Origin of the sequence: Streptomyces sp. NPDC057438, assembly GCF_042802995.1 — a bacterium.
GTDB lineage: Bacteria > Actinomycetota > Actinomycetes > Streptomycetales > Streptomycetaceae > Streptomyces.
The window spans coordinates 10,817-36,538 of sequence record NZ_JBHVDD010000066.1 but is presented as its reverse complement, the minus strand read 5'-3'; the positions used below and the strand labels follow the sequence as shown (position 1 = coordinate 36,538).

19 protein-coding genes and 1 pseudogene are annotated in these 25,722 nt (G+C 72.7%); 12 read left to right on the top strand and 8 right to left on the bottom strand.

Going from position 1 to position 25,722, the window contains the following annotated elements:
- Window positions 1–9 precede the first annotated feature (9 nt).
- The 6 genes from ACFU5F_RS29340 (at window position 10) to ACFU5F_RS29315 (ending at window position 7,232) form a co-directional block, all read left to right on the top strand.
- Complete coding sequence (locus ACFU5F_RS29340) at window positions 10–738, top strand: LysM peptidoglycan-binding domain-containing protein (RefSeq protein ID WP_383893500.1); 729 nt, start codon at window positions 10–12, stop codon at window positions 736–738.
- A complete protein-coding gene (locus tag ACFU5F_RS29335; RefSeq protein ID WP_383893497.1) occupies window positions 738–2,654 on the top strand; it encodes a VgrG-related protein in 1,917 nt (638 codons plus the stop codon). The genes ACFU5F_RS29340 and ACFU5F_RS29335 overlap by 1 nt, the downstream gene beginning before the upstream one ends.
- A 106-nt stretch (window positions 2,655–2,760) precedes the next feature.
- On the top strand, window positions 2,761–3,204 hold the full coding sequence (locus ACFU5F_RS29330; protein WP_383893494.1) for a GPW/gp25 family protein: 444 nt from the start codon (window positions 2,761–2,763) through the stop codon (window positions 3,202–3,204).
- On the top strand, window positions 3,204–5,162 hold the full coding sequence (locus ACFU5F_RS29325; protein WP_383893491.1) for a putative baseplate assembly protein: 1,959 nt from the start codon (window positions 3,204–3,206) through the stop codon (window positions 5,160–5,162). Before ACFU5F_RS29330 ends, ACFU5F_RS29325 begins: the two co-directional genes overlap by 1 nt.
- Window positions 5,163–5,196: 34 nt before the next feature.
- Window positions 5,197–5,754, top strand: a complete 558-nt coding sequence (locus tag ACFU5F_RS29320; protein WP_383893488.1) for a phage tail protein — start codon at window positions 5,197–5,199, stop codon at window positions 5,752–5,754.
- Window positions 5,751–7,232: an NADase-type glycan-binding domain-containing protein gene (locus tag ACFU5F_RS29315; protein WP_383893485.1), complete on the top strand. Its 1,482-nt coding sequence runs from the start codon at window positions 5,751–5,753 to the stop codon at window positions 7,230–7,232. Before ACFU5F_RS29320 ends, ACFU5F_RS29315 begins: the two co-directional genes overlap by 4 nt.
- Window positions 7,233–7,359: 127 nt before the next feature.
- Here the strand turns inward: ACFU5F_RS29315 and ACFU5F_RS29310 are convergent, their stop codons facing one another.
- On the bottom strand, window positions 7,360–7,572 hold the full coding sequence (locus ACFU5F_RS29310) for an EF-hand domain-containing protein (RefSeq protein ID WP_013000557.1): 213 nt from the start codon (window positions 7,570–7,572) through the stop codon (window positions 7,360–7,362).
- Between the two features lie 218 nt (window positions 7,573–7,790).
- Here ACFU5F_RS29310 and ACFU5F_RS29305 point away from each other — a divergent pair, with 218 nt between their 5' ends.
- Entirely contained in the window at window positions 7,791–8,426 is a 636-nt protein-coding gene (locus ACFU5F_RS29305) for a GNAT family N-acetyltransferase (RefSeq protein WP_383893482.1), read from the top strand.
- A gap of 46 nt (window positions 8,427–8,472) precedes the next feature.
- On the opposite strand, the gene ACFU5F_RS29300 is transcribed toward ACFU5F_RS29305, so the two are convergent.
- From ACFU5F_RS29300 to ACFU5F_RS29280, 5 genes are all read right to left on the bottom strand, one after another.
- Entirely contained in the window at window positions 8,473–9,696 is a 1,224-nt protein-coding gene (locus tag ACFU5F_RS29300) for a YncE family protein (RefSeq protein ID WP_383893479.1), read from the bottom strand.
- Window positions 9,697–9,869: 173 nt separating this feature from the next.
- Window positions 9,870–10,373 (bottom strand): ATP-binding protein, encoded by a 504-nt coding sequence (locus ACFU5F_RS29295; protein WP_383893476.1) that lies wholly within the window; start codon window positions 10,371–10,373, stop codon window positions 9,870–9,872.
- A gap of 373 nt (window positions 10,374–10,746) precedes the next feature.
- Window positions 10,747–11,514, bottom strand: coding sequence for an enoyl-CoA hydratase/isomerase family protein (locus ACFU5F_RS29290; RefSeq protein WP_383893474.1), 768 nt, complete (start codon window positions 11,512–11,514; stop codon window positions 10,747–10,749).
- A 94-nt stretch (window positions 11,515–11,608) separates the two neighbouring features.
- Window positions 11,609–12,868 carry an Ig-like domain-containing protein gene (locus tag ACFU5F_RS29285; protein WP_383893471.1) on the bottom strand — a complete coding sequence of 420 codons (1,260 nt, stop codon included), beginning with the start codon at window positions 12,866–12,868 and terminating at the stop codon, window positions 11,609–11,611.
- Between the two features lie 172 nt (window positions 12,869–13,040).
- On the bottom strand, window positions 13,041–14,267 hold the full coding sequence (locus ACFU5F_RS29280) for an Ig-like domain-containing protein (protein WP_383893469.1): 1,227 nt from the start codon (window positions 14,265–14,267) through the stop codon (window positions 13,041–13,043).
- Window positions 14,268–14,416: 149 nt separating this feature from the next.
- On the opposite strand from ACFU5F_RS29280, the gene glgX reads away from it, so the two are divergent.
- Window positions 14,417–16,681, top strand: coding sequence for a glycogen debranching protein GlgX (glgX, locus tag ACFU5F_RS29275; RefSeq protein WP_383893467.1), 2,265 nt, complete (start codon window positions 14,417–14,419; stop codon window positions 16,679–16,681).
- A gap of 18 nt (window positions 16,682–16,699) precedes the next feature.
- On the opposite strand, the gene ACFU5F_RS29270 is transcribed toward glgX, so the two are convergent.
- Window positions 16,700–17,347 carry a response regulator gene (locus tag ACFU5F_RS29270; protein ID WP_383893546.1) on the bottom strand — a complete coding sequence of 216 codons (648 nt, stop codon included), beginning with the start codon at window positions 17,345–17,347 and terminating at the stop codon, window positions 16,700–16,702.
- A gap of 54 nt (window positions 17,348–17,401) precedes the next feature.
- Window positions 17,402–17,830 (bottom strand): annotated as a pseudogene (locus ACFU5F_RS29265) (ATP-binding cassette domain-containing protein); the annotation flags it as partial.
- Window positions 17,831–18,036: 206 nt separating this feature from the next.
- On the opposite strand from ACFU5F_RS29265, the gene ACFU5F_RS29260 reads away from it, so the two are divergent.
- The 4 genes from ACFU5F_RS29260 to ACFU5F_RS29245 all read left to right on the top strand — a co-directional run bounded on the left by ACFU5F_RS29260 (window position 18,037) and on the right by ACFU5F_RS29245 (window position 25,675).
- Window positions 18,037–20,079 (top strand): ABC transporter ATP-binding protein, encoded by a 2,043-nt coding sequence (locus ACFU5F_RS29260; protein WP_383893464.1) that lies wholly within the window; start codon window positions 18,037–18,039, stop codon window positions 20,077–20,079.
- A complete protein-coding gene (locus tag ACFU5F_RS29255; protein ID WP_383893461.1) occupies window positions 20,076–22,031 on the top strand; it encodes an ABC transporter ATP-binding protein in 1,956 nt (651 codons plus the stop codon). Before ACFU5F_RS29260 ends, ACFU5F_RS29255 begins: the two co-directional genes overlap by 4 nt.
- A gap of 96 nt (window positions 22,032–22,127) precedes the next feature.
- Complete coding sequence (locus ACFU5F_RS29250) at window positions 22,128–23,900, top strand: ABC transporter ATP-binding protein (RefSeq protein WP_383893457.1); 1,773 nt, start codon at window positions 22,128–22,130, stop codon at window positions 23,898–23,900.
- Entirely contained in the window at window positions 23,897–25,675 is a 1,779-nt protein-coding gene (locus ACFU5F_RS29245; RefSeq protein WP_383893454.1) for an ABC transporter ATP-binding protein, read from the top strand. Before ACFU5F_RS29250 ends, ACFU5F_RS29245 begins: the two co-directional genes overlap by 4 nt.
- The last annotated feature ends 47 nt before the right edge of the window (window positions 25,676–25,722 follow it).

Here is a 25,722-nt window from a genome sequence, read left to right as displayed (position 1 = left end):
GGACGGACCATGGCGAAGGGCAGCAAGGGCGGCGGCGCGGGCAAGAGCCTCGTGCGGGCCACCCTGGCCATTCACGAGCCGCCGGTGGGGACGAGCACCACTCCGGGCGGGTTGCGGAAAGAGTTCGAGTTCGAGTTCAACCCGTCCGAACTGACACTGCGTCAGGGAGCGCAGTGGAAGCGGACGACGAGCGCGGCGGTGCGCGACGGCGCGCTGCCGGAGTTCATGGGGCCCGACCCGCGGGAGATGAACGTCGAGATCTTCCTCGACTCCTCCGACAAGCCGAGCGGCACCACGGTGCTGAAGAAGGTGGAATCGCTGCTGTCGTGCTGCGAGGTGACGGCGAAGAGTCTCGCCGCGAAGCAGCCCTCGCCGCCCTGGGTGATCTTCCAGTGGGGGTCCTTCTCGACGGCGCGTTTCACCGCGTACGTCAGCTCCGTGGACGTCACGTACTCCCTGTTCGGGACGACCGGTGTGCCGATCCGGGCCGCCTGCCGGATGACGCTGCACGAGATCCCCAGCCGGACCGAGGGACAGAACCCGACCTCGGGCGCGCTCACCGCGCGCAGTGTGCACCGGGTCGTGGCGGGCGACTCGCTGCAGTCGCTGGCGTGGCGGGAGTACGGGAACGCGTCCGCGTGGCGGGCCATCGCGGAGGCCAACGACATCGACGACCCCGCGTATCTGCCCACCGGCACCGAACTCGTCCTCCCGGCGGCCGGGGAGGTGGGGTACTGATGGGCGGGTCCCAGGCCGGAAACCCGTCCTTCTCCAACATCATCCGGGTCACCGTCGACGGCAGGGAGCTGCCGACCGACTACGCCGATCTGCTGGTCGGCGGCTGGGTCGACCTCGGGGCCGGGGTGCCCGGCGCGTTCCGGCTCACCTTCCGGGACCCGCACGGGCTGGTGCTCGGCAAACTGAACGTCAGGTTCGGCTCCCTGGTGGTCATCTCGCCCGTGGCCGGCGGGAAGGGCGCGGCGGACCCGGTGTTCACCGGTGAGGTCACCGGGATGGAGACCGACTACGACGGCACCGGCACCTTCACCGTCGTCCGCGGCTACGACGCCGGTCACCGGCTGATGCGGGTGCGCAGGGTGGCGGCGTACCGCAACCAGACGGCCGCCGACATCGCGCGCAAGCTGGCCACGACGAACGGCGTGCCGGTCGGACAGGTGCAGTCCACGAAGACCGTCTACGACTTCATCAGCCAGTCCAACGTGACGGACTGGGACTTCCTGGCGCGGCTCGCCGACGAGAACGAGATGGTGATGTCGCTGGACGCCAAGGGGAAGTTCCAGTTCGTCAGGCCGAAGCCGGCGTCCGGCGCGCCCGCGTCGAGCGCCCCCGGCCGGAAGAATCCCTACGAGTTGAAGGCCGGCGTCGACATCCTGCGCTGCCGGGCCGCCGTCACCGCCGCCGACCAGGTCGACAAGGTCGAGGCGCGCGGCTGGAACGTCACCACGAAGAAGAAGCTCACCGCGACGGCGCCGGCGAGCGCCAACCCCGGCATCGCCATCGGCACCACCCCGCAGAAGGCGTCGAACCCGTTCAGGACCGCCAAACTGGTGGAGACGGACACGCCGTACGACCTGCAGAGCGAGGTCACGCACGCCGCCGGTTCCCTCGCCGACGACATCACCTCCGCCTTCGCCGAGCTGGAGGTCATGGTGCGCGGCAATCCGCTGCTGCGCCCCGGGGTGCCGATCACGCTCTCCGACGTGGGCGCCCCGTTCGAGGGCAAGTACACCTGCACCTCGGTGCGGCACACGTTCGGCGACGGCAGCCACTACGAGACCTGGGTGACCGTCAGCGGCCGGCAGTGGCGCTCGCTGTTCGGGCTGACGTCGGGCGGCGGTACGGCGGCCCCGCGGCTGCCCAGTGTCGCCAACGCCCTGGTCACCGACGTCCAGGACCCGCTGAAGCAGGGCAGGGTGAAGCTGCAGTTCCCGTGGCTGGACGACGCGTACGTCAGCGACTGGACGCGGACCGTGCAGCTGGGCGGCAAGGCGGGAGGCGGGATCTTCCCGCTGGACGTGGGCGACGAGGTGCTGGTCGCCTTCGACCGGGGCGCGCTCGACCATCCGTTCGTCATCGGCGGCCTCTACAACGGCGTCGACAAGCCGACCCCGGTCAAGGACGTGTGGCTGCACGACCCGGTCAAGAAGAAGGCGATCCGGCACACCCTGTCCGACCGGGAGGGCAACAGGGTCGACCTGCTCAGTCAGCAGACCGGCGCGCGCAAGCAGGGCGTGCGCCTAGCCACCGGCAACGACCGGCTGATCATCAACCTCGACCGGACGAAGACCGAGATCACCGTGGACAGCAAGGGCGCCGTCTCCATCACCGGCGGCACCTCGGTGTCGGTGGAGGCGGGGACCGATCTGACGCTGAGCGCGCGCCGTTCCGTGACGATCCGCAGCGGCGGCCCCCTCAACCTCCAGGGCCAGGGCGTCGTCGGCCTGAGGTCGCTCGGCGGCGCGGTCAACGTGAACGCCGTGGGCGCCCTCACCCTGAGCGCGGCCGGTGCCGCGACGATCAGCGCGGCGGGAACCGTGCAGATCAACGCCGTCGGTCAGGCGGCGCTGCGGGCGGCCAACGTCGACATCACCGGCATCGTGCTGGTCAACAAGAAGCCGTACCCGATCCCGTGACGCCCGCCGCCCGCACGCCCGCGCGCGCACGGCCGCGCGTCCGCCGAGAAGTCGTACGTCCTGAGAGAAGAGTCGTACGTCCTGAGAGAAGAAGGGTGGCCCGCTGATGGCCGAGCAGTTCGTCGGATCCGGCTGGGCGTTCCCGCTGCGCATCGGGCCCACCGGGGGCATCGCGCTGGTCAGCGGGGAGCGCGAGGTCGAGGAGGCCATCCGGCTGATCCTCGCCACCGCGCCGGGCGAGCGGCCGATGCGCCCCGAGTTCGGCTGCGCCATCCACGACCTGGTCTTCGCGCCGGTCAACGAGGCCACCGCCGGCCGTATCCAGCACGAGGTGTACGCGAGCCTCGACCGCTGGGAGCCGAGGATCGAGGTGACCGATGTCGAGGTGACGGCGGGACCCGGCCAGGGCGTCCTCTTCATCGACGTCCGCTACGCGATCCGCGGCACCAACAACCCGCGCAGTCTGGTCTTCCCCTTCTACGTCATCCCCTCCCACGACGAGCCGGACCTCGCTCCCGAAGGCTCCGACCGTCCCGAAAGCGACCGCTGATGGCCCTGCCCTCCCCGAACCTCGACGACCGCCGCTTCCAGCAGTTCGTCGACGACGCCAAGCGCTACATCCAGCAGCGGGCGCCGGAGTGGACCGACCACAACGTCTCCGACCCCGGTGTCACCCTGGTGGAGACGGTCGCCCACATGGCCGACCAGATCGTCTACCGGCTCAACCGGGTGCCGGAGAAGAACCATCTGGCCTTCCTGGACCTGGTGGGCATCACCCTCTTCCCGCCCTCGGCCGCCCGCACGGACGTGACGTTCTGGCTGTCGGCGCCGCAGGAGGAGCCGGTGCCGCTGCCGGTGGGCACCGAGGTCGCCACCGTGCGCACCGAGCGGGAGGAGGCGGTCGTCTTCGCCACCGAACGCGAACTGTCCGTCGTGCCCTGCGCGTTGCGGCACCTGGTCACCCAGCGGCCCGGTGAGCCGGTCGCCGACCGGACGGCCGACCTCGCCGAGGGCAAGGACCTGATGTGCTTCGCCGAGTCCCCGCGGCCCGGCGACTGCATGCTGTTCGGCCTGACCACCGCCGTGCCCCACTGCGCGGTCGTGCTGGAACTGGACAGCGTGGTCGACGGCGTCGGCGTGGACCCGCGGCAACCGCCGCTGGTCTGGGAGGCGTGGACCGAGGACGGCTGGACCGCGTGCGAGGTCGACCGTGACGGCACGGGCGGTCTGAACCGGCCGGGCGAGGTGGTCCTGCACATGCCCGGCGGGCACACCCTGTCCCGCACCGGCGGTCAGGAGGCCGGCTGGCTGCGCTGCCGGGTGACCGAACCCCTGCCCGGCCAGCCGTTCTACACCACCTCGCCGACCGTCCGCGCCGCCGAGGCCTTCACCATCGGCGGGACCACGACCGCCGTGCACGCCGAGACCGTGTACGACGAGGCGCTCGGCGAGTCCACCGGCCTGCCCGGCCAGCGGCTGCGCCTCGCCCACTTCCCGGTGGTGGGCGACACCCCGCCCGTGCTGCTGCAGACCGCCGAGCACGACGGCTGGACCGACTGGGACGTCGTCCCGTCCTTCGCCGCGTCGACCCCGCACGACCGCCACATCACGCTGGACTCCGCCACCGGCGAGATCGCCTTCGGCCCGGCCGTCCGGGAACCCGACGGCACCCTGCGCGCCTACGGGGCCGTCGCGCCGAAGGGCGCCGTCATCCGGGCCGTGCGCTACCGCACCGGCGGCGGCCGGGCCGGGAACGTGGCCCGGGGCGCCATCCGGGTGCTGCGCACCTCCGTCCCGTACGTCTCCGAGGTCGTCAACCGCGAGGCGGCGCGTGGCGGGGTGGACGCGGAGACCGTGGAGGAGGCGAAGGTCCGGGCGCCGATCACCCTGCGCGCCCAGGAACGCGCGGTGACCCTGCGCGACTACGAGGAACTCGCCCGCCGCGCGGCCCCCGAGACCGCCCGCATCACCTGTCTGGAGGGTGAGGAGGGCGAGCACGGGGCGTACGCGGTCCGGGTGCTGGTGGTCCCCCAGGCCGTTCCGGACCCGGGCGGCCGGCTGCGCTTCGAGCAACTGGTGCCCGGTGACGCGCTGTTGCGCCGCATCACCCGCCACCTGGACGAACGCCGTCTGATCGGCACGCGGCTGGCCGTCGGCCCGCCCTTCTACCAGGGCGTCACGGTCGTCGCGACGCTGCACGCCTTCCGGGGCGTGGACACCGACCGGGTCCGCCGGCAGGCCCATGACGCGCTCTACCGCCACCTCGACCCGCTGACCGGCGGCGCCGACGGCCGCGGCTGGCCCTTCGGCCGCCCCGTCCAGTCCGGCGAGGTCTTCGCCGTCCTCCAGCGCGTCCCGGGCGTCGAACTCGTCGACGACGTCCAGCTCCACCCCGCCGACCCGCTCACCGGCAAACGGGGCGAGGCCACCGACCGCATCGACCTCTCTCCGCCGTCGCTGGTCTTCTCCTTCGACCACCGGGTCCGCGTGATCGGGGACAAGCCGTGAGCGCCGGGTTCCCGGGCGTGAGAGGCGGCCACGCATGAGGGGTTCCATCGACGGTCTCGGCTCCTCGCACCCCATCGGGGCGATGCTGCCCGCCGTGTTCGCCGACGACGATCTCGCGCAGCGTTTCGTCGGTGGTCTGGACGACGTGCTCGCGCCGATCCTGTCCGTCCTCGACTGCCTGGACTCCTACTTCACGCCGTCCCTCGCTCCCGTGGACTTCACCCAGTGGCTCGCCGGCTGGGTGGGCGCCGAGACCGACGGCACGGAACCGGAGGCCCGGCTGCGTGCCGCGGTCGCCGCCGCCGCGTATCTGCACCGGGTGCGCGGGACGCGGCGCGGGCTGTCCGAGGCGGTGCGCCTGGTGTTCGGCGTGGTCCCGGAGATCACCGAGAGCGGCGCCGCCGCCTGGGACGCCCGCCCCCTCGGGCCGGTCCCCGGCGAAGCCCGCCCGCGTCTCCACGTGACGCTGCGCCTGCCCGACCCCACCTCCGCGGACGAGCACCGGCTGGACAGCCTCGTCGCCGCCGCCCGTCCCGCCCACATGCCCTACACGGTCCAGGTGACCGCCGCCGAAAGGATTTCCGAGAGATGACCAGCCCGACCCCCGGCACCGGCCAGGCCCGCAGCTGCGCCGAGTGCGGAACCCGCGGGGAGCCCGGCCAGTCCTTCTGCGACGCCTGCGGCGCGGTACTCGGCTGGACCGGAACCCCGGCCCGAGCGACCACGGGCGAGGCCGCGGCGCCCGCCGCCCGTACGACGGATCCGACCGCCGACCGCCCGGGCGACCCGGCTCCGGCCGCCGCGCCCGCGGGCGCGCCCGCAGGTGGTGCGGCGGCTTCCGGCGAGCCCGGCTGGGACGCCTTCGGCCTGCCGGGCGCGGGTACGGGCACGGCCCGCACCGGCCACGACTCGGGCCCGGACGCCGGCCGGCCGGGTACGGTCGCGGCCCCCGTCCGCACCCCGGAGACCGCCACGACGGTACGGGCGGACGCACCCCCCGCCGCCCAACCGGCCCCCGCCGACAGCGCGACGGCGGCGGCTCCCCCGGCCGAGCCCCGGACCGCGCCCCCGGCGGCCACCCCCGAGCCGGCCCCCGCGCCCCGCCCCCGCCACGACGACGAGGCCCCCACCACCCCCCTGCCCACTCCGGCGGCACCCCCTGTGCCCTCTCCCTCCGACGCCGACCGGGCCAGGTCCCTGCTCGTCCCGGTCGCGGACCCCGAACCCCGTGCCCCGGCGGAGCCGGCCGTCGCGCCCGTACTGCCGGGCCGCCCGGACGTGCAGCGGCCCCAGGTCCGCACCCCCGGCCCGGAGTCCGGCGCGCAGGGCGGTGTGCCCTGCCCGTGGTGCGGGACCCCCACCAGGCCGGACCGCCACTTCTGCGCGCGCTGCGCGATGCCGATGGCCGGGCGCGCGGAGACACCGGGACGGCTGCCGTGGTGGCGCCGGCTGCTGATCGGCCGCGCCACGCAGACCCCGTGGGCGGGCGACCGCCCGCGCCTGCGGCGCGGCTTCGGCGCGATCCTCAACTGGGTGGTCGCCGCCGTCGTGCTCACCCTGATCGTCACCCTCGCCTTCAAGGCGGACGACGGCTACCAGGCGGCCCGTGACCACTTCGCCAAGCGCGCGTCGGTGGTGCCGGACACCTACAAGGCGTCCCGCTCCTTCCCCGGCCACAAGCCGCAGCTGGCCTTCGACTCGTACAGCAACACGTGGTGGGGCCCGGGTGTCACCCAGTCCGGTGAGGGGGAGTGGATCGAGGCCCGCTTCGAACAGCCCGTCCGGCTGCTGGACGTGGTGATCATCCCGGGTGTCTCGAAGAAGGCGGACCAGCGCGCGGAGTCGGCCCGCCCGCACCGCATCGAGGCGACCGTCACCGCCGCCGACGGCACCAGGTCCACGAAGTTCATCACCCTCGACCAGACCGCCGGCGCCCAGGCCCGCAAGTTCCGCGTCGGCAGCGCCGAAACCGTCCGCTTCACCATCCGCTCCTCCTACGGCGCCGACGACACGAAGCAGGTGGCGATAGCCGAGATCGAGTTCTTCGGCCGCTCCAGCAGCAACAGCTGACCCGAGCAACAGCCGATCCGAGCGACCGCCTCACGCACGGCCCCGAAGCCGCACGGTCCGGCTCTGAGCCGAGCAAAACGGGGCGCCCCACCGCTCAGTGCGGTGGGGCGCCCCGTTCATCTGCGGCTCACTTGTCCAGGTGGGCCCAGAACTCGTCGAACGACAGGAGCTTGTCGCCGTTGAGGTCACGGGTGCGGATGATGACCTCCGCCACGGACTCGGTGACGTTCCAGTCGCCCTCCTGGGCCAGGGCGGTCTTGAACTCGGCGGCGGTGATGAACCCGTCACCGTCCGCGTCGATCCGCTGGAACTCCTTGCGCGCTGCCTCGATGTCCGCCACCGATCCGCCCCTTCTTGCTGCTCTGCCCGTTCCGGACAGTCCTGCCTACGGTCCTACTGACGCAGGTCAGATTAACGGGCCGTACGAGCCCGGAGTGCGGCGACCACCCAGGGACGGGCCGCAGCGGCGGACGGAAAGGCCGGTGCCGTTCTCGATCATGTCTGCGAGTGTGGGACGTCCAGCGGGTGGAGACCCGAGGAGCGCGGCGGAGGAGTGCGGTGACGGAGAGCCTGCGGGACGTTCTGGACGGCGTGGCCGGGGGTCTCTTCCCGCCGGCGGACGGCCGGACGACCGTCGTCGCCCAGCACTCCCCCCGGGACGCGGGTGTCCTGTGCTTCACGGCGCACTCCGTCGTCTTCACGGACGAGGATCCCCGGTGGGTGTACGAGAGGCTGGCGGCGGCGGAGTGCGATCCGCTGTCGGCGAGCATGAACCCACGGTTCCTGGCGGCCCTCATGGAACGGACGGGCCGTACGTGCGAGACCGTCGACGCGATGCTGGTCGCCCCGCCCCTGCCGGGCGGTCCGCCGCTGCCGCTGAAGGAGATCGAGGACGCCGGACACCCCCGTGTCGCGTACGCGCGGCGGCGCCGTGACGACGTACGCGTCTTCACGGCGGACGGCGGTGTGCTGACGACGGGCCGCGGGATCGCCGGCCGTCTGGAGGTGTCGGTGGAGGTGGACGCGGACGCACGGCGCCGGGGGCTGGGCCGGGCGCTGGTGACCGCCGCACGGCATCTGGTCACCGAGCCGCTGTGGGCGCAGATCGCGCCGGGGAACGCCCGCAGCGTGCGGGCGTTCCAGTCGGCGGGCTACCGGCCGGTGGGCTCGGAGGTACTGCTCATCGCCCGGTGATCACGCCGGGCGTCCGTGCCGGGGCGAGACCGCGCGCCGTCGGCCGTCACCGGAAGACGCCCGTGTGCCCGAGGGAGTAGCGGCCTGGCTGCGGGTACACCGCGAGGCCGTGCGGGCCGCTGCCGACGGGGATGCGGGCGAGCTGCTCCCCGGTGCGGGTGTCGAGGGCGTACACCTCGGAGTCGTAGCGGCCGGAGAGCCACAGGACCTTGCCGTCGGCGGAGACGCCGCCCATGTCGGGGCTGCCGCCGTCGGGAAGGTGCCATTTCCTGGTGAGCTTGTTCTCGGTGAAGTCGAAGACGGAGACCGTGCCCTCTCCCCGGTTGGAGACGTACATCTCGCGGGAGTCGCGGCCGACGTAGAGGCCGTGGGTGCCCTTGCCGGTGGGGAGCAGCTTCGGTTCGTCGAAGGTGTCGCCGTCGAGGACCCACATGCCGTCGGCCATCATGTCGGCGATGTAGAAGCGTTTTCCGTCCGGGGAGATCTTCACGTCCTGCGGCATGGCCCCCTCGAAGGGCAGTTTCCGCTGTCCGATCACCTTCATCCGCGCGGTGTCGACCTTGAGCAGTTCGCCGCTGAACTCGCACGAGACGATGAAGTACGTGCCGTCGGCGGAGAAGTCGGCGTGGTTGACGCCGTAGCAGCTGACCGGTTCGGTCCTGACCCGCTTCATGGTGTGCGGGTCGCGGAAGACGAGTTCGCGGTCGAGGGAGGCCATGACGACGGCGTACTCGCCGTTCGGGGTGAAGTACAGGTTGTAGGGGTCGTGCACCTCGACCGGCTCGCCCGCCTTCCCCGTCGCCGGGTCGATGGGGGTGAGGGTGTGGCCCCGGTTGTTGTTGACCCACAGGGTCTTCAGGTCCCAGGAGGGCACCACGTGCTGGGGCTGGCGGCCCACCGGGATCGTCTCGACGACCTCGTACGTCTCCGGGTCGATCACGGAGACGGTGTCGGACTCGCTGTTGGGGACGTACACCCGGGACGGGAAGTCCTTGACGACCGGGGAGAGCCGGCCCGGGCGGTCGGCGGCGTAGACGTCCTTCGGGTCCAGGAGGGGCGGCATGCCGTGCAGACCCCGGACCGCCGTGCGCTGTCTCTTCTTCCGCTCGGCGGCCTCGGCCTCGGCGGCCCGGTCGGCCCGGATCCGCTGCTGGTGCTCCGTGGTCCCGGCCCCGGCGCCGCATGCGGCCACGGCGGCGAGAACGACGGCCGCGAGGAGGGCGCGCCGCACGAGGGCGCACTGCATGAGGGAGCTGCGGGGCGTGGTCACGCGACCTTTATAGGGAGGTTCACCGTGAATTCCGGCGATTGGCCCGATCGGCGGAGATGCGCGTGGCGGCGGCCGCCGGGGCGGCCCGTGTCCGCGCAGGGCCCTTCACCGCTCGGCGGCTCGCGCCCTCGGTTGTGCCGTCGCGTGCGTCATCGCGTGCGTCACCGCGTGCGTCATCGGTCGGCGACCCGCATCTCGAACCAGGTGGTCTTGCCGCGCGGCAGCAGGTCGACGCCCCAGCGGTCCGAGAGCTTGTCCACGAGGAACAGGCCCCGCCCGCTGGTGTCCATCTCCTGCACCGGCATCAGACAGGGCAGTCCGCGCGAGGGGTCGCGGATCTCGACCCGGATCCAGCCCGGCCGGCGGCGCATGCGGAGCCCGAAGACACGGGCGCCGGTGTGCCGTACGGCGTTGCCCACGAGTTCGGAGACGAGCAGGACCGTGTCCTCGGTCATCTTGGGCGACAGCCGCCACTGGCGGAGGACGACGACCTGGGCGAGGCGCCGGGCCGTGGCCGCGGACTCGGGACGGGACGGGAGCGGGACCTCGGCCTCGGTCGGGTTGCCGAACAACTCCAGTGCCTTCTGCGCCCGTTCGTCCTCGATCGCAGGTGACCAACGTGCCGCGGTCGCACTCCCGTGCCGCCGCGGCTGTTCGATACCCTCCAGCCCCGCCATGCCCCCCATCATGGCCGCCCCGGGCCCCTTTCGGGGCCGTTCCGCAGGAATACAACCCCCGGAACCAACCATTCCGGGACTTTCGGGTGACATATGCCAGAGGCAGCCAACTAGCCACGAAAGCCCGCCCGACCTGCGCGAACGCTCTGAACTTCGGTCAACAGCACGAGCATTGGGCAAGGCTCTCTTAAGGCTGCGTTAAGGCTCGGAGACACCGCCCCTTCGGGGGACACGGGTGATACATCGCGTCAACTGCAAGTCCGTGAGCGGAACTTGCGGGCCTGATTCCGGAAGGCCCCCGGGCCCCGGCCCACTCGCCCCGCCCTCACCCCTGCCCCGCCCTGCCCTCGCCCTGCCTGCCCTCGCCCCGCCCTCAGACGAACTTGGCCTTGCCCGGCCCCTCCTCCACGAAGCTGCGCATCCCGCGCTCCCGGTCCTCCGTGGCGAACAGCCCGGCGAACCAGTTCCGCTCGATGGCGAGCCCGGTCTCCAGGTCGGTCTCCAGACCCGCGTCGATCGACTCCTTGGCGGCCCGCAGCGCGATGGCCGGCCCCTTCGCCAGCCGGGCGGCCCACTCGTGCGCGGCGGTGTACACCTCGCCGGCCGGGACGACCCGGTCCACCAGGCCGAGGGTCAGGGCCTCGTCCGCCTTGACCATCCGGCCGGTGAAGATGAGGTCCTTGGCCTTGGAGGGGCCGACGAGGCGGGCGAGCCGCTGGGTACCGCCCGCGCCCGGGATCACGCCGAGCAGGATCTCCGGCTGGCCGAGCTTCGCGTTCTCCCCGGCGATCCGGTAGTCCGCGCAGAGCGCCAGCTCGCAGCCGCCGCCCAGCGCGTAGCCGGTGACGGCCGCGACGACCGGCTTGGGGATACGGGCCACGGCGCTGAAGGAGTCCTGCAGGGCGCGGGACCTCGCGACCATCGCCGCGTGGTCCATGTCCTGCATCTCCTTGATGTCGGCGCCGGCCGCGAAGACCTTCTCCCCGCCGTAGAGGACCACCGCGCGGACGTCGTCGCGGCGCGTGGCCTCCTCGGCGAGTTCCTTGAGGCGGTCCTGGGTGGCGACGTCCAGGGCGTTCATGGGCGGCCGGTCGAGGCGGATGGTGCCGACGCCCTCGGCGACTTCGAGATGCACAGTCATGAGGGCAGGTTAACGGTGACTAACGGCAACGGCCCCGGTGCGGTACATCACACCGGGGCCGTGCGTCGGGGTCGGGGCGCTCAGACGGTGACGCCTACGCCTTCCACTTGTCCCAGTCCATGTTCCAGCCGTTGTAGCCGTTGTCCGGGTCCACGATCCGGTCGTTGGAGTTCTTCACGACCACGACGTCACCGACCATGGAGTGGTCGAAGAACCAGGCGCCCGGCGCCTTGCGGTCGTAGCCGCCGCGGGTGTCGCGCAGACCGATGCAGCCGTGGCTGGCGTTGTAGTTGCCGAAGGCGTCGCCGCCCCAGTAGTTGCCGTGGATGAAGGTGCCCGAGTTCGTCAGGCGCATCGCGTCCGGCACGTCCTTGATGTCGTACTCGCCGCCGTAGCCGACCGTCTCGCCGTTCATCCGGGTCACGCGCAGACGCTCGCTGATGACCATCTGGCCGTTCCAGGTCTCCATGCCGGGCTTGCCGGTGGTCACCGGGATGGTCTTGATGACCTTGCCGTCCCGCTTGACCTTCATGGTGAGCTTCTTGACGTCGACCACGGAGACCTGGCTGCGGCCGATGGTGAAGGAGACCTTCTTGCTCTGCTCGCCGTAGACGCCGTCGCGGCCCTCGACGCCGTCGAGGTTGAGGTCGACGGTGACCTTCGTGCCGGCCTTCCAGTACTTCTCCGGGCGGAAGTCGAGGCGGTCGTTGCCGAACCAGTGGCCCTCGACGTCGACGGGCGGGTCCGTCTTGACGGTGATGGCCTTCTCGACGTCCTCGGGGGCCGTGATGCCCCGCGTGAAGCGGATCGAGAACGGCATGCCGACGCCGACCTTCGAGCCGTCCTCGGGGGTGAAGATGCCGACGAAGGTGTTCTTCGGGGTCAGCGTGGTGAAGGACGAGTCCTCGGCCGCCTCGCGTCCCTCGGAGTCCTTCGCCACGGCGTGCACCTTGTACTCGGTGGCCGAGTTGAGGTGGATCGACGGCGTCCAGGAGGTGCCGTCGCCGGATATCTCACCGGCGATCTTCTCGCCCTTGTCGTTCTCGACCGTGACCTCGGACAGCTTGCCCTTGGTGGCGTTCACCTTGAGGGCACCGCTGGTGGCCACGGAGTCGGCGCCGTTCTTCGGCGCGATGGAGACCACGGCCTCCGAGGCACCGGTGGCCGCCGCCTTGTCGGAAGCGGTCCTGTCGGAGCCCTTCCCCTTGCCGCCGTCGGAGCCGGTGTCCGAGCCCCCGCCCCCGCCGCACGCGGTGACCGCGAGCAGCATCAGGACCGGCAGCACGGCCAGGGCCCCCTTGCGCCGCCGCGTCCGCGCGCCAACCGACGCCCCCGATATCGGTCGCCCGTTCAACTCTCTGTTCTCCCCTCGCACGGCCTGATCAGGCCCGCACCCCTACGCGCAGAGCGCGCGTACGCTCGTACATTAACCAGATGATCGGGATGATTTGGCCTCGGCGTATGTCACCGTTCAGTCCCAACTTCAATGATCACGCGCGCACCCCCCATGTCCGGGCTTTGTCCGCCTACTTCACCGCGGCACCCGCTTTCCATTCCTTCCACCCCATGTTCCACCCTCCGAGGCCATTGTCCGGAGCGACCTTTTTGTCAGTGCTGTTGACGACCTCGACGACGTCCCCGACGAGGCTGCGGTCGAAGAACCAGCCCGCGGGCGTGCCCGAGTCGCCGCCCTTCACATCGCGCAGGCCGACACAGCCGTGGCTGACGTTGGCCCTGCCGAAGGCGTCCGGGGCCCAGTAGTTGCCGTGCAGGAAGGTGCCCGAGGTGGTGAGGCGCATGGCGTGCGGGACGTCCGGGATGTCGTACTCGCCCTTGCCGTCGGCCTTGCGGAAGCCGACGGTGGCGCCGTTCATCCGGGTCACCTCCAGCATCTCGGTGACGACCATCTTCCCGTTGTACGTCGTCGTCCTCGGCGCCCCGGCCGTGATGGGCAGCGTGGCGAGCACACCGTCGCCGCGCTCCACGCGCATGGTGTGCCGCGCCGCGTCGACCACGCTGACCTGGTGGCGGCCGACGGTGAAGGAGAACGTCCGGTACTGCTGGCCGTAGACGCCGGGCGCGCCCTCGACGTCCCGCAGCCGCAGGCCGACGGTGACCCGTGTGCCGGGCCTCCAGTACGTCTCGGGACGGAAGTCCAGGCGCCCCCGGCCGAACCAGTGGGGGCGGACCTCGACGGCGGGTTCGGCGGTCACGTCGACGGCGCGCTCGACGGCCGCGCGGTCCTCGATCTCCCGGTTGAACTCCAGGGAGACGATCATCCCGGTGCCGACGGTGGCCCGGTTCTCGGGCGTGACGTAGGCGATGAAGCGCTCGTCGGGGACGTACGTGGTGAAGGTGACGTGCCGGGCCGAGCGGCGGCCGTGGCCGTCGAGGGCGACCGCGTCGACGGTGTACCGGGCGGCCAGCGCGAGCTTCGGTGAGCCGGTGGGGCGCCAGGTCAGCCCGTCGGCGGACAGACGGCCCGGCACGGGTGACTCCTGCGCGTCCTGCGACTTCACCACCTTGACGGACTCCAGGCGCCCGCTGGGCACCCGCACGGCGAGACGTTGCTCCGGGCGCACGCCCTTGCTGCCGTCCGCCGGAGTGACCCTGATCGTGTCGTCGGGTGCCTTTCCGCTGGTCAGCGGAGGCCCGGTCGTGCATCCGGCGGCCCCGGCCAGCAGGGCCGCCCCGGTGAGCGCGGCGGCCAGGGCGGCCACGGCGCGGCGCGCGTGCGTCTGTGCGTGGTTCACGTGCGGCCCAACGACGGCGCACGCCCCCGGGAAACGTGAGTGCGAGGCGTGCTCTGGGCAGAACACTTGGGAGGACGACGAGACGGGGAGCGGTGCGGGGACGGCCGGCTCCCCCTTCCCGTCGCCCACCGAGCCGCGGGAGGCCTGAGGTGTCGAGCGCAGCCGAGCAGGAGGAAGTGACGGGGACGCGCGGGGTGCCGGCCGCGCGTCCGGCCGTCGTGCTGAACGGGGGCCGGCGCGAGGAGCCGTCGCCGGGGACGAGGCCCGTGTGGCCGGGGGCGCCGACGCCGCTGGGCGCGCGGTTCCGGGTGGGCCCCGACGGGGTCGCGGGCACCAACTTCGCGCTGTGGGCCGGCGGGGCGGAGGCCGTCGAGCTGTGTCTGTTCTCCGCGGCGGGCGAGGAGACCCGGCTGCGGCTGACCGAGCTGACGCACGAGATCTGGCACGGCTTCGTGCCCGGTGTCCTGCCCGGGCAGCGGTACGGCTACCGCGTGCACGGCCGCTGGGACCCGTGGACCGGCGCCCGCTGGAACCCGGCGAAGCTGCTCCTGGACCCGTACGCGCGTGCCGTGGACGGGGAGTTCGGCCTGCCGCCGGAGGTGTACGCGCACGTGAGGGACTGGCCCGAGCAGCACGTCGCCGACACCGTGCGCGACGAGCGGGACTCGGCGCCGCACGTCCCGAAGGGCGTGGTCGTGCACGACGACGCCCCCGACGACGAGTGGACCGACGACCGCCGTCCGAAGACGCCCTGGGCGGACTCGGTCATCTACGAACTGCACGTACGCGGCTTCACCATGACCCACCCGGGCGTCCCCGAGGAGCTGCGCGGCACCTACGCCGGCCTCGCGCACCCCGCCGCGATCGAGCACCTGGTGAAGCTGGGGGTGACGGCGGTGGAGCTGCTGCCCGTGCACCAGTTCGCCCACGAGGACCATCTGCTGCGCCGGGGCATGCGCAACTACTGGGGCTACAACTCGGTCGGCTACTTCGCCCCGCACGCGGCGTACTCCTCCTCGGGCACGGCCGGGCAGCAGGTCGGGGAGTTCCGGCGGATGGTGCGGGCGCTGCACGCCGCCGGCATCGAGGTCGTCCTCGACGTGGTCTACAACCACACCGCCGAGGCCGACGAACGCGGTCCGAGCCTGTCGCTGCGCGGCATCGACAACCGGGGCTACTACCGCCTGCAGAGCGACGCGCGGCGCTACGCGGACTACACGGGCTGCGGGAACACGCTGCACGTGGTCCAGCCGCACGTCCTGCGCCTGATCACCGACTCGCTGCGGTACTGGGTGACGGAGATGGGGGTGGACGGCTTCCGTTTCGATCTGGCGGCCGCCCTCGCGCGCTCCATGCACGACGTCGACATGCTGTCCCCGTTCCTCGCCGTCATCGCCCAGGACCCGGTGCTGCGGCGGGTGAAGCTGATCGCCGAGCCGTGGGACGTGGGCTCGGGCGGTTACCAGGTGGGCGCCTTCCCACCCCTGTGGACGGAGTGGAACGACCGCTACCGGGGCGCGGTCCGGGACTTCTGGCGGGGCGCCCTGCCGGACGTACGGGATCTCGGCTACCGGCTGTCGGGGTCGAGCGACCTGTACGCCTGGGGCGGCCGCAGGCCCTACGCGTCGGTCAACTTCATCACCGCGCACGACGGTTTCACGCTCCGCGACCTGGTGTCGTACGAACGCAAGCACAACGAGGCGAACGGGGAGGGGAACCGGGACGGCTCGGACGACAACCGGTCCTGGAACTGCGGCGCCGAGGGCGAGACGGACGACGAGGGCGTGCGCGCGCTGCGGCGGCGGCAGCTGCGGAACCTGCTGACGACGCTGCTGCTGTCCACAGGCGTGCCGATGCTGGTCGCCGGCGACGAGCTGGGCCGCACGCAAGGGGGCAACAACAACGCCTACTGCCAGGACAACGAGATCAGCTGGGTCGACTGGGGGCTGCTGGAGGACCCGGCCTGGAAGGGCCTGTTCGACCTGACGGCCCGGCTGATCGCCCTCCGCCACGAGCACCCCGTCCTGCGCCGCCGGGCGTTCTTCTCCGGCCGGGCCCACTCGGCGGACGGACTGCGGGACCTGGCCTGGTTCACGGCACGCGGCGCCGAGATGACCGAACGGGACTGGTACGCCCCGGCCGCGACGCTGGGGATGTACCTCTCCGGCCGTGACATCCCCGGACGCGACGCCCGGGGCGTCCCGATCCTCGACGACAGCTTCCTCATCGTCCTGCACGCCGGTGACCGGCCGGTCGACTTCGTCCTGCCGGGCACGCCGTGGGCGGAACGGTACGAGGTGGTGGTCGACACCTCGCGGGAGGAGCAGGGGGAGCCGGTGGGGGTGGTGCACGAGGCGGGGGCGGAGGTCGCCGTCGCGGCGCGGTGCGTGCTGCTGCTGCGGGTGCTGGGGTGAGCGCTCCCGGGCCCCGGGTCAGCCGAGGATGCCCCGTTCGTAGGCCGTGGCCACCGCGGCCGCCCGGTCCTTGACCCCGAGTTTGGCGTAGAGGTGCGTGAGGTGGGTCTTGACCGTCGCCTCGCTGATGAAGAGTTCACGGGCGATCTCACGGTTGGCGGTGCCCCTGGCCACCAGGGCCAGCACCTCGCGCTCACGGGCGGAGAGGGGCTCGTTGCCGGGGGCGCGCGGGGTGCGCACCGCCGTGACCAGGCGGGAGGCGACAGCCGGGGAGAGCACGGTACGGCCCTCGGCCGCCGCGCGGACCGCGGTGAACAGCTCCTCGCGCGGGGCGTCCTTCAGGAGGTAGCCCGTCGCGCCCGCCTCGATGGCCGGGAGGGTGTCGGAGTCGGTGTCGTAGGTGGTGAGGACGAGCACCTCGGCACGGGCGGCGCGGCGGGTCAGCTCCCGGATGGCGTCCACGCCCCCGCCGCCCGTCATCCGCAGGTCCATCAGGACGACGTCCGGGTCCAGGGAGGCGGTCAGCTCCACCGCCTCCGCCCCGTTCGACGCCTCGCCGAGGACGCGGAAGCCGGGCGCGGACTCGAACATGCCGCGCAGGCCGTCCCGTACGACGGGATGGTCGTCGACGATCAGCAGGGAGATGGGCTGCTGCGGGGTGGTCAGCTCGTCCAGGACGACGATCCGGGGGTTGCCGATGAGCGCGAGCGCGATGAACAGCCGCTGCTTCTGTCCGCCGGAGAGCTTGGCGAACCGGGTGGTGAGCCGGGCGGTCAGACCGAGGCGTTCGGCGAGGGGCCGCCAGTCGGCCGGGTTCGGATAGAAGGCGGCGTACAGCTCCAGCGCCTCCCGGACGGTGAGCTTGGGTTGCAGCTCGCTCTCCTGGAGCTGCGCGCCGAGCACCCGGCGGGTGGCCTCGTGCTCGGCGACGGGGTCGAGGCCGGCGGCCCGGACCCGGCCCGCGTCGGGCACCCGGAGGCCCTCGACGCATTCGACGGTGGTGGTCTTGCCGGCGCCGTTGGGGCCGAGGATCCCGAAGATCTCTCCCTCCGCGACGCTGAAGGAGACACCGTCGACGACGTTGCGGCCGCCGTAGGCCTTGCGGAGGCCGGCGACCTCGATGACGGATGTGGACGACGTGTGAGGCATGCGTCGAGAATCCCGGTCGCGCGCGGGTACGCACATCGGCCGACTCGCTCGAACGGGCATCAGCCGATCGGTCGATGTGCCGGTACGACCTCGCCGGTCTCCCCGTACGCGTCCGTGGCGGAGAGAGGTCGTAGGACTCACGACCGAGGGCGGTCCGGCCAAAACTCGGTGGGCGTTGTCAGTGGCGATCCGTAGGCTCGCTGCTGATGGCCACGACACGTGCAACCCCCGAGGAACCCGACCGGACCCTGGATCCCGAGACCGCACCGGAGACCGCCCCCGAGCCCGAGGAGCGCGACAGGGCGGAGGCGCCCGAGAAGCCCGAGGGCCGGTCCGCCGTCCGTACGCTGCTGCGGCTGTGGCCGTACGTGCGGCCCGTGCGGGCGCGGCTGTCCGTGGCCGCGCTCGTCGCGATAGTCGCCTCCTGCGTGGGCCTGTTCATCCCGCTGGTGCTGAAGTGGATGGTCGACGGGCCGGTCGCGGACCGGGACCCGGCGGGGGTGTGGCTCGGGGCGCTGTACCTGCTGCTGCTCGGTCTCGCCGAGGCGCTGCTGTTCGGGTTGCGGCGCTGGCTGGTGGCGCGGCCCCTGGCCGGGGTCGAGGCGTCGATGCGCGCGGACCTCTACCGTCATCTGCAGCGGCTGCCGGTCGCCTTCCACGACCGCTGGGCCTCCGGGCAGCTGCTCTCGCGCGGCACGACGGATCTGATGCTGCTGCGGATGTTCCTCGCCTTCCCTCTGACGTTCCTGCTGGTCAACGCGGTGACCATCGTGGTCGGCGTCATCATCATGCTGGTCCAGGACTGGACGCTCGGGCTGGTCATCCTGGGTCCGGCGATTCCCGTGATGGTCACCTGCGTGATCTTCGAGCGGAAGTACGCCAAGGTCGCGCGCCTCGCCCAGGACCAGGTGGGCGACCTCACCACGGTCGTCGAGGAGAGCGTCCTCGGGATCCGCATCATCAAGGGGTTCGGGCGCCATCGCAGCCAGGCCCGGGCCTTCCGGGAGCTGTCCCGGACCCTGCGCGGCACCGAGCTGCGCAAGGCCCGCCTGCTGTCGGTGATCTGGGGCGTCATCATCACGCTCCCCGAGCTGGCGATCGGGGCGGCCCTCGTGCTCGGCGTCGTCCAGGTCGCGGACGGTGTCCTGTCGGCGGGCACGCTGGTGGCGTTCCTGTCCACGGCCCTCGCGCTGCGCTGGCCCGTGGACTCGATCGGCTTCCTGTTGGCGATGAGCCAGGAGGCGGCGACGGCGACGGAACGGTATTTCGAGGTGATGGACGAGGAGCCGGAGTCGTCGGCCGACGCCGTGCGCGCCGCCGCCTCCGTGTCCGCCTCCGTGTCCGCTTCCGCCTCCGCCTCCTTCTCCGCTTCCTCCTCCGCCTCCACCTCCTTCTCCGCTTCCTCCTCCGCCTCCGCCTCCGCCGACATCGCTGTCACCGCCGACATCGCTGTCACCCCAACCGCCCCGCAGGCCACCGCGGGCAGGGCGCCCGGGTCCGGAGGCGGCGGGCTGCGGTTCCACCACGTCACCTTCCGGTACCCCGACGCCGCACCCGGCTCCACCCCCACCCTCGACCGCGTCGACCTCCACATCCGCCCCGGCGAGTCGATGGCCCTGGTCGGCGCCACCGGCTCCGGCAAGACCACCCTGACCGCGCTCGTGCCCCGCCTCCACGAGGTCACCTCCGGCCGCATCACCCTGGACGGCGAGGACATCACCGGGATGTCGCGCGACGAACTGCGCGCGAAGGTCGCCGTCGCCTTCGAGGAGCCCACCCTCTTCTCGGCGACCGTCGGTGAGAACGTCCTGATGGGCGCGCGCCCCGACGCGGGCGAACCCGAGCTGGACCGCGCCCTGGCCATCGCCCAGGCCGAGTTCGCGCACGCGCTCCCCCGGGGCACCGCCACCCAGGTGGGCGAGCAGGGCCTCAGCCTCTCGGGCGGCCAGCGGCAACGCCTCGCGCTGGCGCGGGCGGTGGTCGGCCGCCCCCGCTTCCTCGTGCTGGACGACCCGCTCTCGGCACTCGACGTGCACACGGAGGCCGCGGTGGAGGCCGCGCTGCGCCGCGTGCTCGCGGAGACGACCGCGCTGATCGTGGCGCACCGCCCGTCGACGGTGCTGCTCGCCGACCGCGTGGCCCTGCTCTCCGGCGGCCGGGTCGCCGCCGTGGGCACCCACCAGGAACTGCTGCGTACGAACGCCGAGTACGCCCATCTGATGTCCGGGACCGAGGAGGACGAGCGATGACGGCGCCCCTGACCACAGCGCCGGACAAGGAACCGGAGGAGGGACCGAACGGCACACCGGAGGGGACCGGCAAGGCGCATGCGGACGGCGGGCCGGACGGGGCCGCGTCCGCGAAGGAGCCGCCCGGCGGCCGACCCGCCGCCGGGCGCGGGGCGTCCGCCGACGACCCGTTCGACCACGACGACCTGCCCACTCCCCCGGGTGCCACCCTCGCGCTGCTGCGCTCCCTGCTCGCGCCGATGCGGACCCGCGTGGTCGTCGCGAGCGTGCTGCTCCTGCTCCAGCAGGCGGCGGTGCAGGCGGGCCCGCTGCTGGTGGCGTACGCCATCGACAGTGCCGTACCCGCGCTCCGGGACGGCCGGCACGGGCCGCTGATCGTGGTGGCGGCCGGGTATCTGGCGTGCGCGCTGGCGGCCGGCGGACTGCAGTTCGCGTTCATCGGGGCGTCCGCGCGGGTCAACCAGGACGTGCTGCTGGATCTGCGCGGCCGGATCTTCCGCCACGCGCAGGCCCTGAGCATCGACTTCCACGAGCGGTACACCTCGGGCCGGCTCATCTCCCGCTCCACCACGGACGTCGAGTCGCTGCGCGAACTCCTCGACGAGGGTCTGCAGGAACTCATCGGCGTGATCCTCGCCTTCGTCTACATCTCGGCCATGCTGCTCTGGCTGGACCTGGGGCTCGGCGCGGCCGCGCTGGCGTCGTTCGTGCCGCTGTACGGGTTCGTGCGGTCCTACCGGCGGCGCGCGGCCGGCGTCTACACGGCCCGGTCCACCGCGATCGCCGCGGTGATCGTGAAGTTCGCGGAGACGATGAACGGCATCCGGCCGGTGCGGGCGTTCCGCCGCGAAGCCGCGAACGACACGGAGTTCGCCGCCCTGAACGGGATCCACGAGCGCAGGAACGGCGACGCGATCCTGGAGATGGCCCGCTACGTGGTCTGCTCGCGTGTCGTCGCCAACATCACGGTCGCGGCGATCGTGCTGTGGGGCGCGTACCGGGTGGCCTCGCAGACGCTGGCCCTGGGTGTGCTGGCGGCGGCCGTGCTGTATCTGCGGCGGCTGTACGACCCGATCGACCGGCTCGGCATGTTCCTCAACTCGTACCAGTCGGCGGCGGCCTCGCTGGAGAAGATCGCCGGACTGCTGGCCCAGGCCCCGTCGGTGCCCGAGCCCGCCCGGCCGAAGGAGCTGCCGGCGGCGGCCTCGGACATGCCGGGCCGTGAGATCGTGTTCGACGACGTGCGGTTCGCGTACCGCACCGGCGGCGAGATCCTGCCCCGCTTCGACCTCACGCTCGCGGCGGGCAGCACGGTGGCGGTCGTCGGGTCCACGGGCGCCGGCAAGTCGACCCTGGCCAAGCTGGTGGCCCGCTTCTACGACCCCTCGTCCGGACGGGTCCTCCTCGACGGCGTCGACCTGCGTGACCTCCCGGTGCCCGAGCTGCGGCGCGGGGTGATCATGGTGACGCAGGAGTCGTTCCTGTTCTCCGGCACGGTCGCCGAGAACATCGCCATCGGCCGCCCCGACGCCGGCCGCGAGGAGATCGAGCGGGCAGCGAAGGCCATCGGCGCCCATGACTTCATCGCCGCCCTGCCCGACGGCTACGACACCGACGTACGCAAGCGCGGTGGCCGTATCTCCGCGGGCCAGCGACAACTCGTGGCGTTCGCACGGGCGTTGCTGGCCGACCCGGCCGTCCTCATCCTGGACGAGGCGACCAGCTCCCTCGACGTCCCGGGCGAGCGGGCGGTCCAGCGCGCGATGTCCACGGTCCTGCGCGGGCGTACGGCCGTGGTGATCGCGCACCGGCTGTCCACGGTCGAGATCGCCGACCGCGTCCTGGTGATGGAGCACGGCCGGATCGTGGAGGACGGCACGCCGGCGGACCTGATCGCGGGGACCGGCAGGTTCGCGGACCTGCACAGGGCCTGGCGCGACAGCCTGGCGTAGCGGCGCCGCCCGAACTCACCCAGCCAGCCACCCACTCACCCACTCACCCACTCACCCACTCACCCACTCAGCCAGTACACACAGAATCGGGGGCCGATGATCAACGCGTACGAGGACCCCGGCACGCCCGACTGCCGGGGCGGCGCCAGGTATCTGTGGTGGCTGGTCAAGCGACAGGCGGGCCGTTCCGCACTCGGCTCGCTGATCTCCTGTGTGTGGATGGTGCTGCTCGCGGCCACCCCGTACCTGCTCTCCCGTGCGATCGACGAGGGACTGCAACCCGGTGACTACCCGGCCCTGGCCGGCTGGACCGCCACGCTTTTCGGTGTGGGGGCCTTCAACGCCTGGCTGAGCATCATGCGCCACCGCACCATGACCCGGGTCCGGATGGACGCCAACTTCCGCACGGTGAAGGTCGTGATGGCGCACGCGGTCCGGCTGGGCGCGGCGCTGCCCCGTCGCGTCGGCGCCGGGGAGGTCGTCACGATCGGTGTGGGCGACGTCCAGACGATCTCCTCCTCGCTGACGGTCATCGGGCCGGGGGCCGGCGCGCTCGCCGCGTATCTGGTGGTCGCGGGGCTGCTGGTGTCGGTGTCCCTGCCCATCGCCGGGGTGGTGCTGCTGGGGATGCCGCTGATCGCCGTGATCGTGGGCCCGCTGATGCGGCGGCTGCAGGGCACGGAGTCGGAGTACCGGGAGCGGCAGGGCGTGCTGACGGCGCGGATCGCGGACCTCGCGGGCGGCCTGCGGGTGCTCAACGGGCTCGGTGGCAAGGGGCTGGTCGCCGACGCGTTCCACCGGGACTCGCAGCGGCTGCGGGCGCAGGGCTACCGGGTGGGAGCGGTGACCAGCTGGATGCAGGCGGTCGGGGTGGGGCTGCCGACGGTCTTCCTCGCGGTGGTGACCTGGCTCGCGGCCCGGCTCGCCGCCCAGGGGGCCATCACGGTCGGTGAGCTGGTGGCGGTGTACGGGTACGTCACCGTGCTGGTGCGGCCGGTGTCGTACTTCGTCGACTGGGGGTACGAGGTCAGCCGCGGGGTGGTGGCCGCGCGGCGCGTCATCCGGTTCCTGACCCTGGAGCCGCTCCCGGACCACGGCACCACGGACGCGCCCGCCGAGCCCTCGGCGCTGCACGACCCCGTGTCGGGGGTACGGGTGCCGCCGGGGCGGCTGGTCGCGCTGGCCGCCGACCGCCCGGCCGACGCGACGGCGGTGGTGGACCGGCTCGGCCGGTACGCGCCGACGGCGGTGACGTGGGGCGGGACCCCGCTCGACGCGATCCCGCTGGCACAGGTCCGCGCGCGGATCCTGGTCGCGGACCACGAGGCCGACCTGTTCGCGGGCCGGCTGCGGGACCTGCTCGGCGGGCACGGCGACCTCGACGACGCCACGGCCGCGCGGGCGCTGCACGCGGCCGTGGCCGAGGACATCGTCCAGGGCCTGGCGGACGGTCTGGACGCTGCCGTCGACGCGCGGGGCGGCAACCTCTCCGGCGGTCAGCGCCAACGGGTACGGCTGGCGCGGGCGCTGGTGGCCGATCCCGAGATCCTGCTCGCCGTCGAGCCGACGTCGGCGCTCGACGCCCACACCGAGGCGCGGGTCGCGCAGCGGCTGCGGGCCGCCCGAGCGGGCCGTACGACCCTGGTCACCACCACCTCGCCCCTCGTCCTCGACCACGCGGACACCGTCCTGCACCTGGTCGACGGCAAGGTCGCCGCCCGCGGCACCCACCGCGAACTCCTCACGGACGAGCCGGGTTACCGGACGCTGGTGGCGCGGGACGCGGGCGAGGCGGCGGGCGGGGACGGCGCGCAGAGCACGGAGAGCGCGTACGGCGCGCAGAGCACGGACGCGGAGGTCGCACGGTGACGACGACGGTCGACCCCACCTCCCCTGCCCCGGGCCGGCTGCCCATCGCGTCGGCGGCCGCCGTGCGGCGGGCCACCGTACGGCTGGTGCGGGCGGACGGGCGGGCGTTCCTGGCCGTGCTGGGGCTGAACGCGGCTGCTGCCGCCCTGGGGCTGGCCGGCCCGTGGCTCCTGGGCCGGATCATCGACGAGGTGCGCGGCGGGGGCGGGGTCGCGGCGGTGGACCGGCTGGCTGCGGCGATCCTGCTGTGCGCGGGGGCGCAGCTGCTGCTGGCGCGCTGGGCCCGGTACGTGGGGCACCGGTTCGGGGAGCGGACGCTGGCGCGGGTGCGGGAGGAGTTCGTGGACCGGACGCTGGCACTGCCGGCGTCGGTGGTGGAGCGGGCGGGGACCGGTGATCTGACGGCGCGTGGCACGGCGGACGTGGACGCGGTCGGCAGGACGCTGCGGGACGTGGGGCCCGAACTGCTGATCAGCTCGGTGCAGGCGGTGTTCCTGATCGGCGCGGTGTTCGCGCTGGATCCGCTGCTCGGGCTGTGCGCGCTGTCCGGTCTCAGCGGTATCGCGGTGGTGCTGCGCTGGTATCTGCGCCGGGCGCGTACCGGGTATCTCGCGGAGGGCGCGGCCGGTTCGGAGGTCGCGGAGATCGTCGCGGCGACCGCGTCGGGGGCCCGTACGGTCGAGGCGCTGCGGCTGGAGCGCCGCCGGATCACCGCGAGCCGGGACGCGCTGGAGGTCTCCCGGCGGCGCCGGTTCCACACCCTCTTCCTGCGCACGGTGTTCTTCCCCGGGGTCGAGGTCTCGTACTTCGTGCCGCAGGTGCTGGTCCTCCTGCTCGGCGGGATGCTGCTGGCGCGCGGTTCGGTGAGTCTGGGCGCGGTGGTGTCGGCGGCCCTGTATCTGCAGCAACTGGCCGGTCCGCTCGACGAGATCCTGATGCGGGTGGAGCTGCTGCAGAGCAGCGGGGCCTCGTTCGCCCGGGTGGAGGGGCTGGCCGGCGCCCCGCGCGCCGGGTCGGCCGAGACCCCGGAGCCGGCGGACGACCGTATCGACGTCACGGGCGTGCGGTACGCGTACGACCGGGGCGGCGAGGTCCTGCGGGGCGTCGACCTGACGGTCCGCCCCGGGGAACGGCTCGCGGTCGTCGGCCCGTCCGGTGCCGGCAAGACGACCCTGAGCCGTCTCCTGGCCGGTATCGACGCGCCGACCGAGGGCTCGGTGACGGTGGGCGGGGTTCCCGTAGTGGACCTCGGTCCCGAACGTCTGCGCCGGCAGGTCGTGCTGGTCACCCAGGAGCACCACGTCTTCCTGGGCACGGTCCGCGACAACCTGCTGATCGCCGAACCGGCGGCCACGGACGCGGAGTTGTGGGCGGCACTGTCGGCCGTGGGCGCGGACGTCTGGGTGCGCGACCTTCCCGACGGGCTCGGCACCCGGCTCGGCGAGGGCGGCCGCCGCACGGACGGCCCCCAGGCCCAGCAGCTGGCGCTCGCCCGGGTGGTCCTCGCCGACCCGCACACCCTCATCCTCGACGAGGCCACCGCCCTGCTGGATCCCACCACCGCCCGCCACACCGAACGTGCCCTCGCGGCCGTCCTGCACGGCCGTACGGTCATCGCCATCGCCCACCGCCTCCACACCGCCCACGACGCGGACCGCGTGGCCGTCATGGAGAACGGCCTGCTCACCGAACTCGGCACCCACGAGGAGCTGGTGGCGGCGAAGGGCGCGTACGCGGCGCTGTGGCAGCGGTGGCACGGGGAGGGGGAGACCTGAGGGGCCGCGGGCCACGCGGCAGCATGCCGAACACCCCTACGACGACG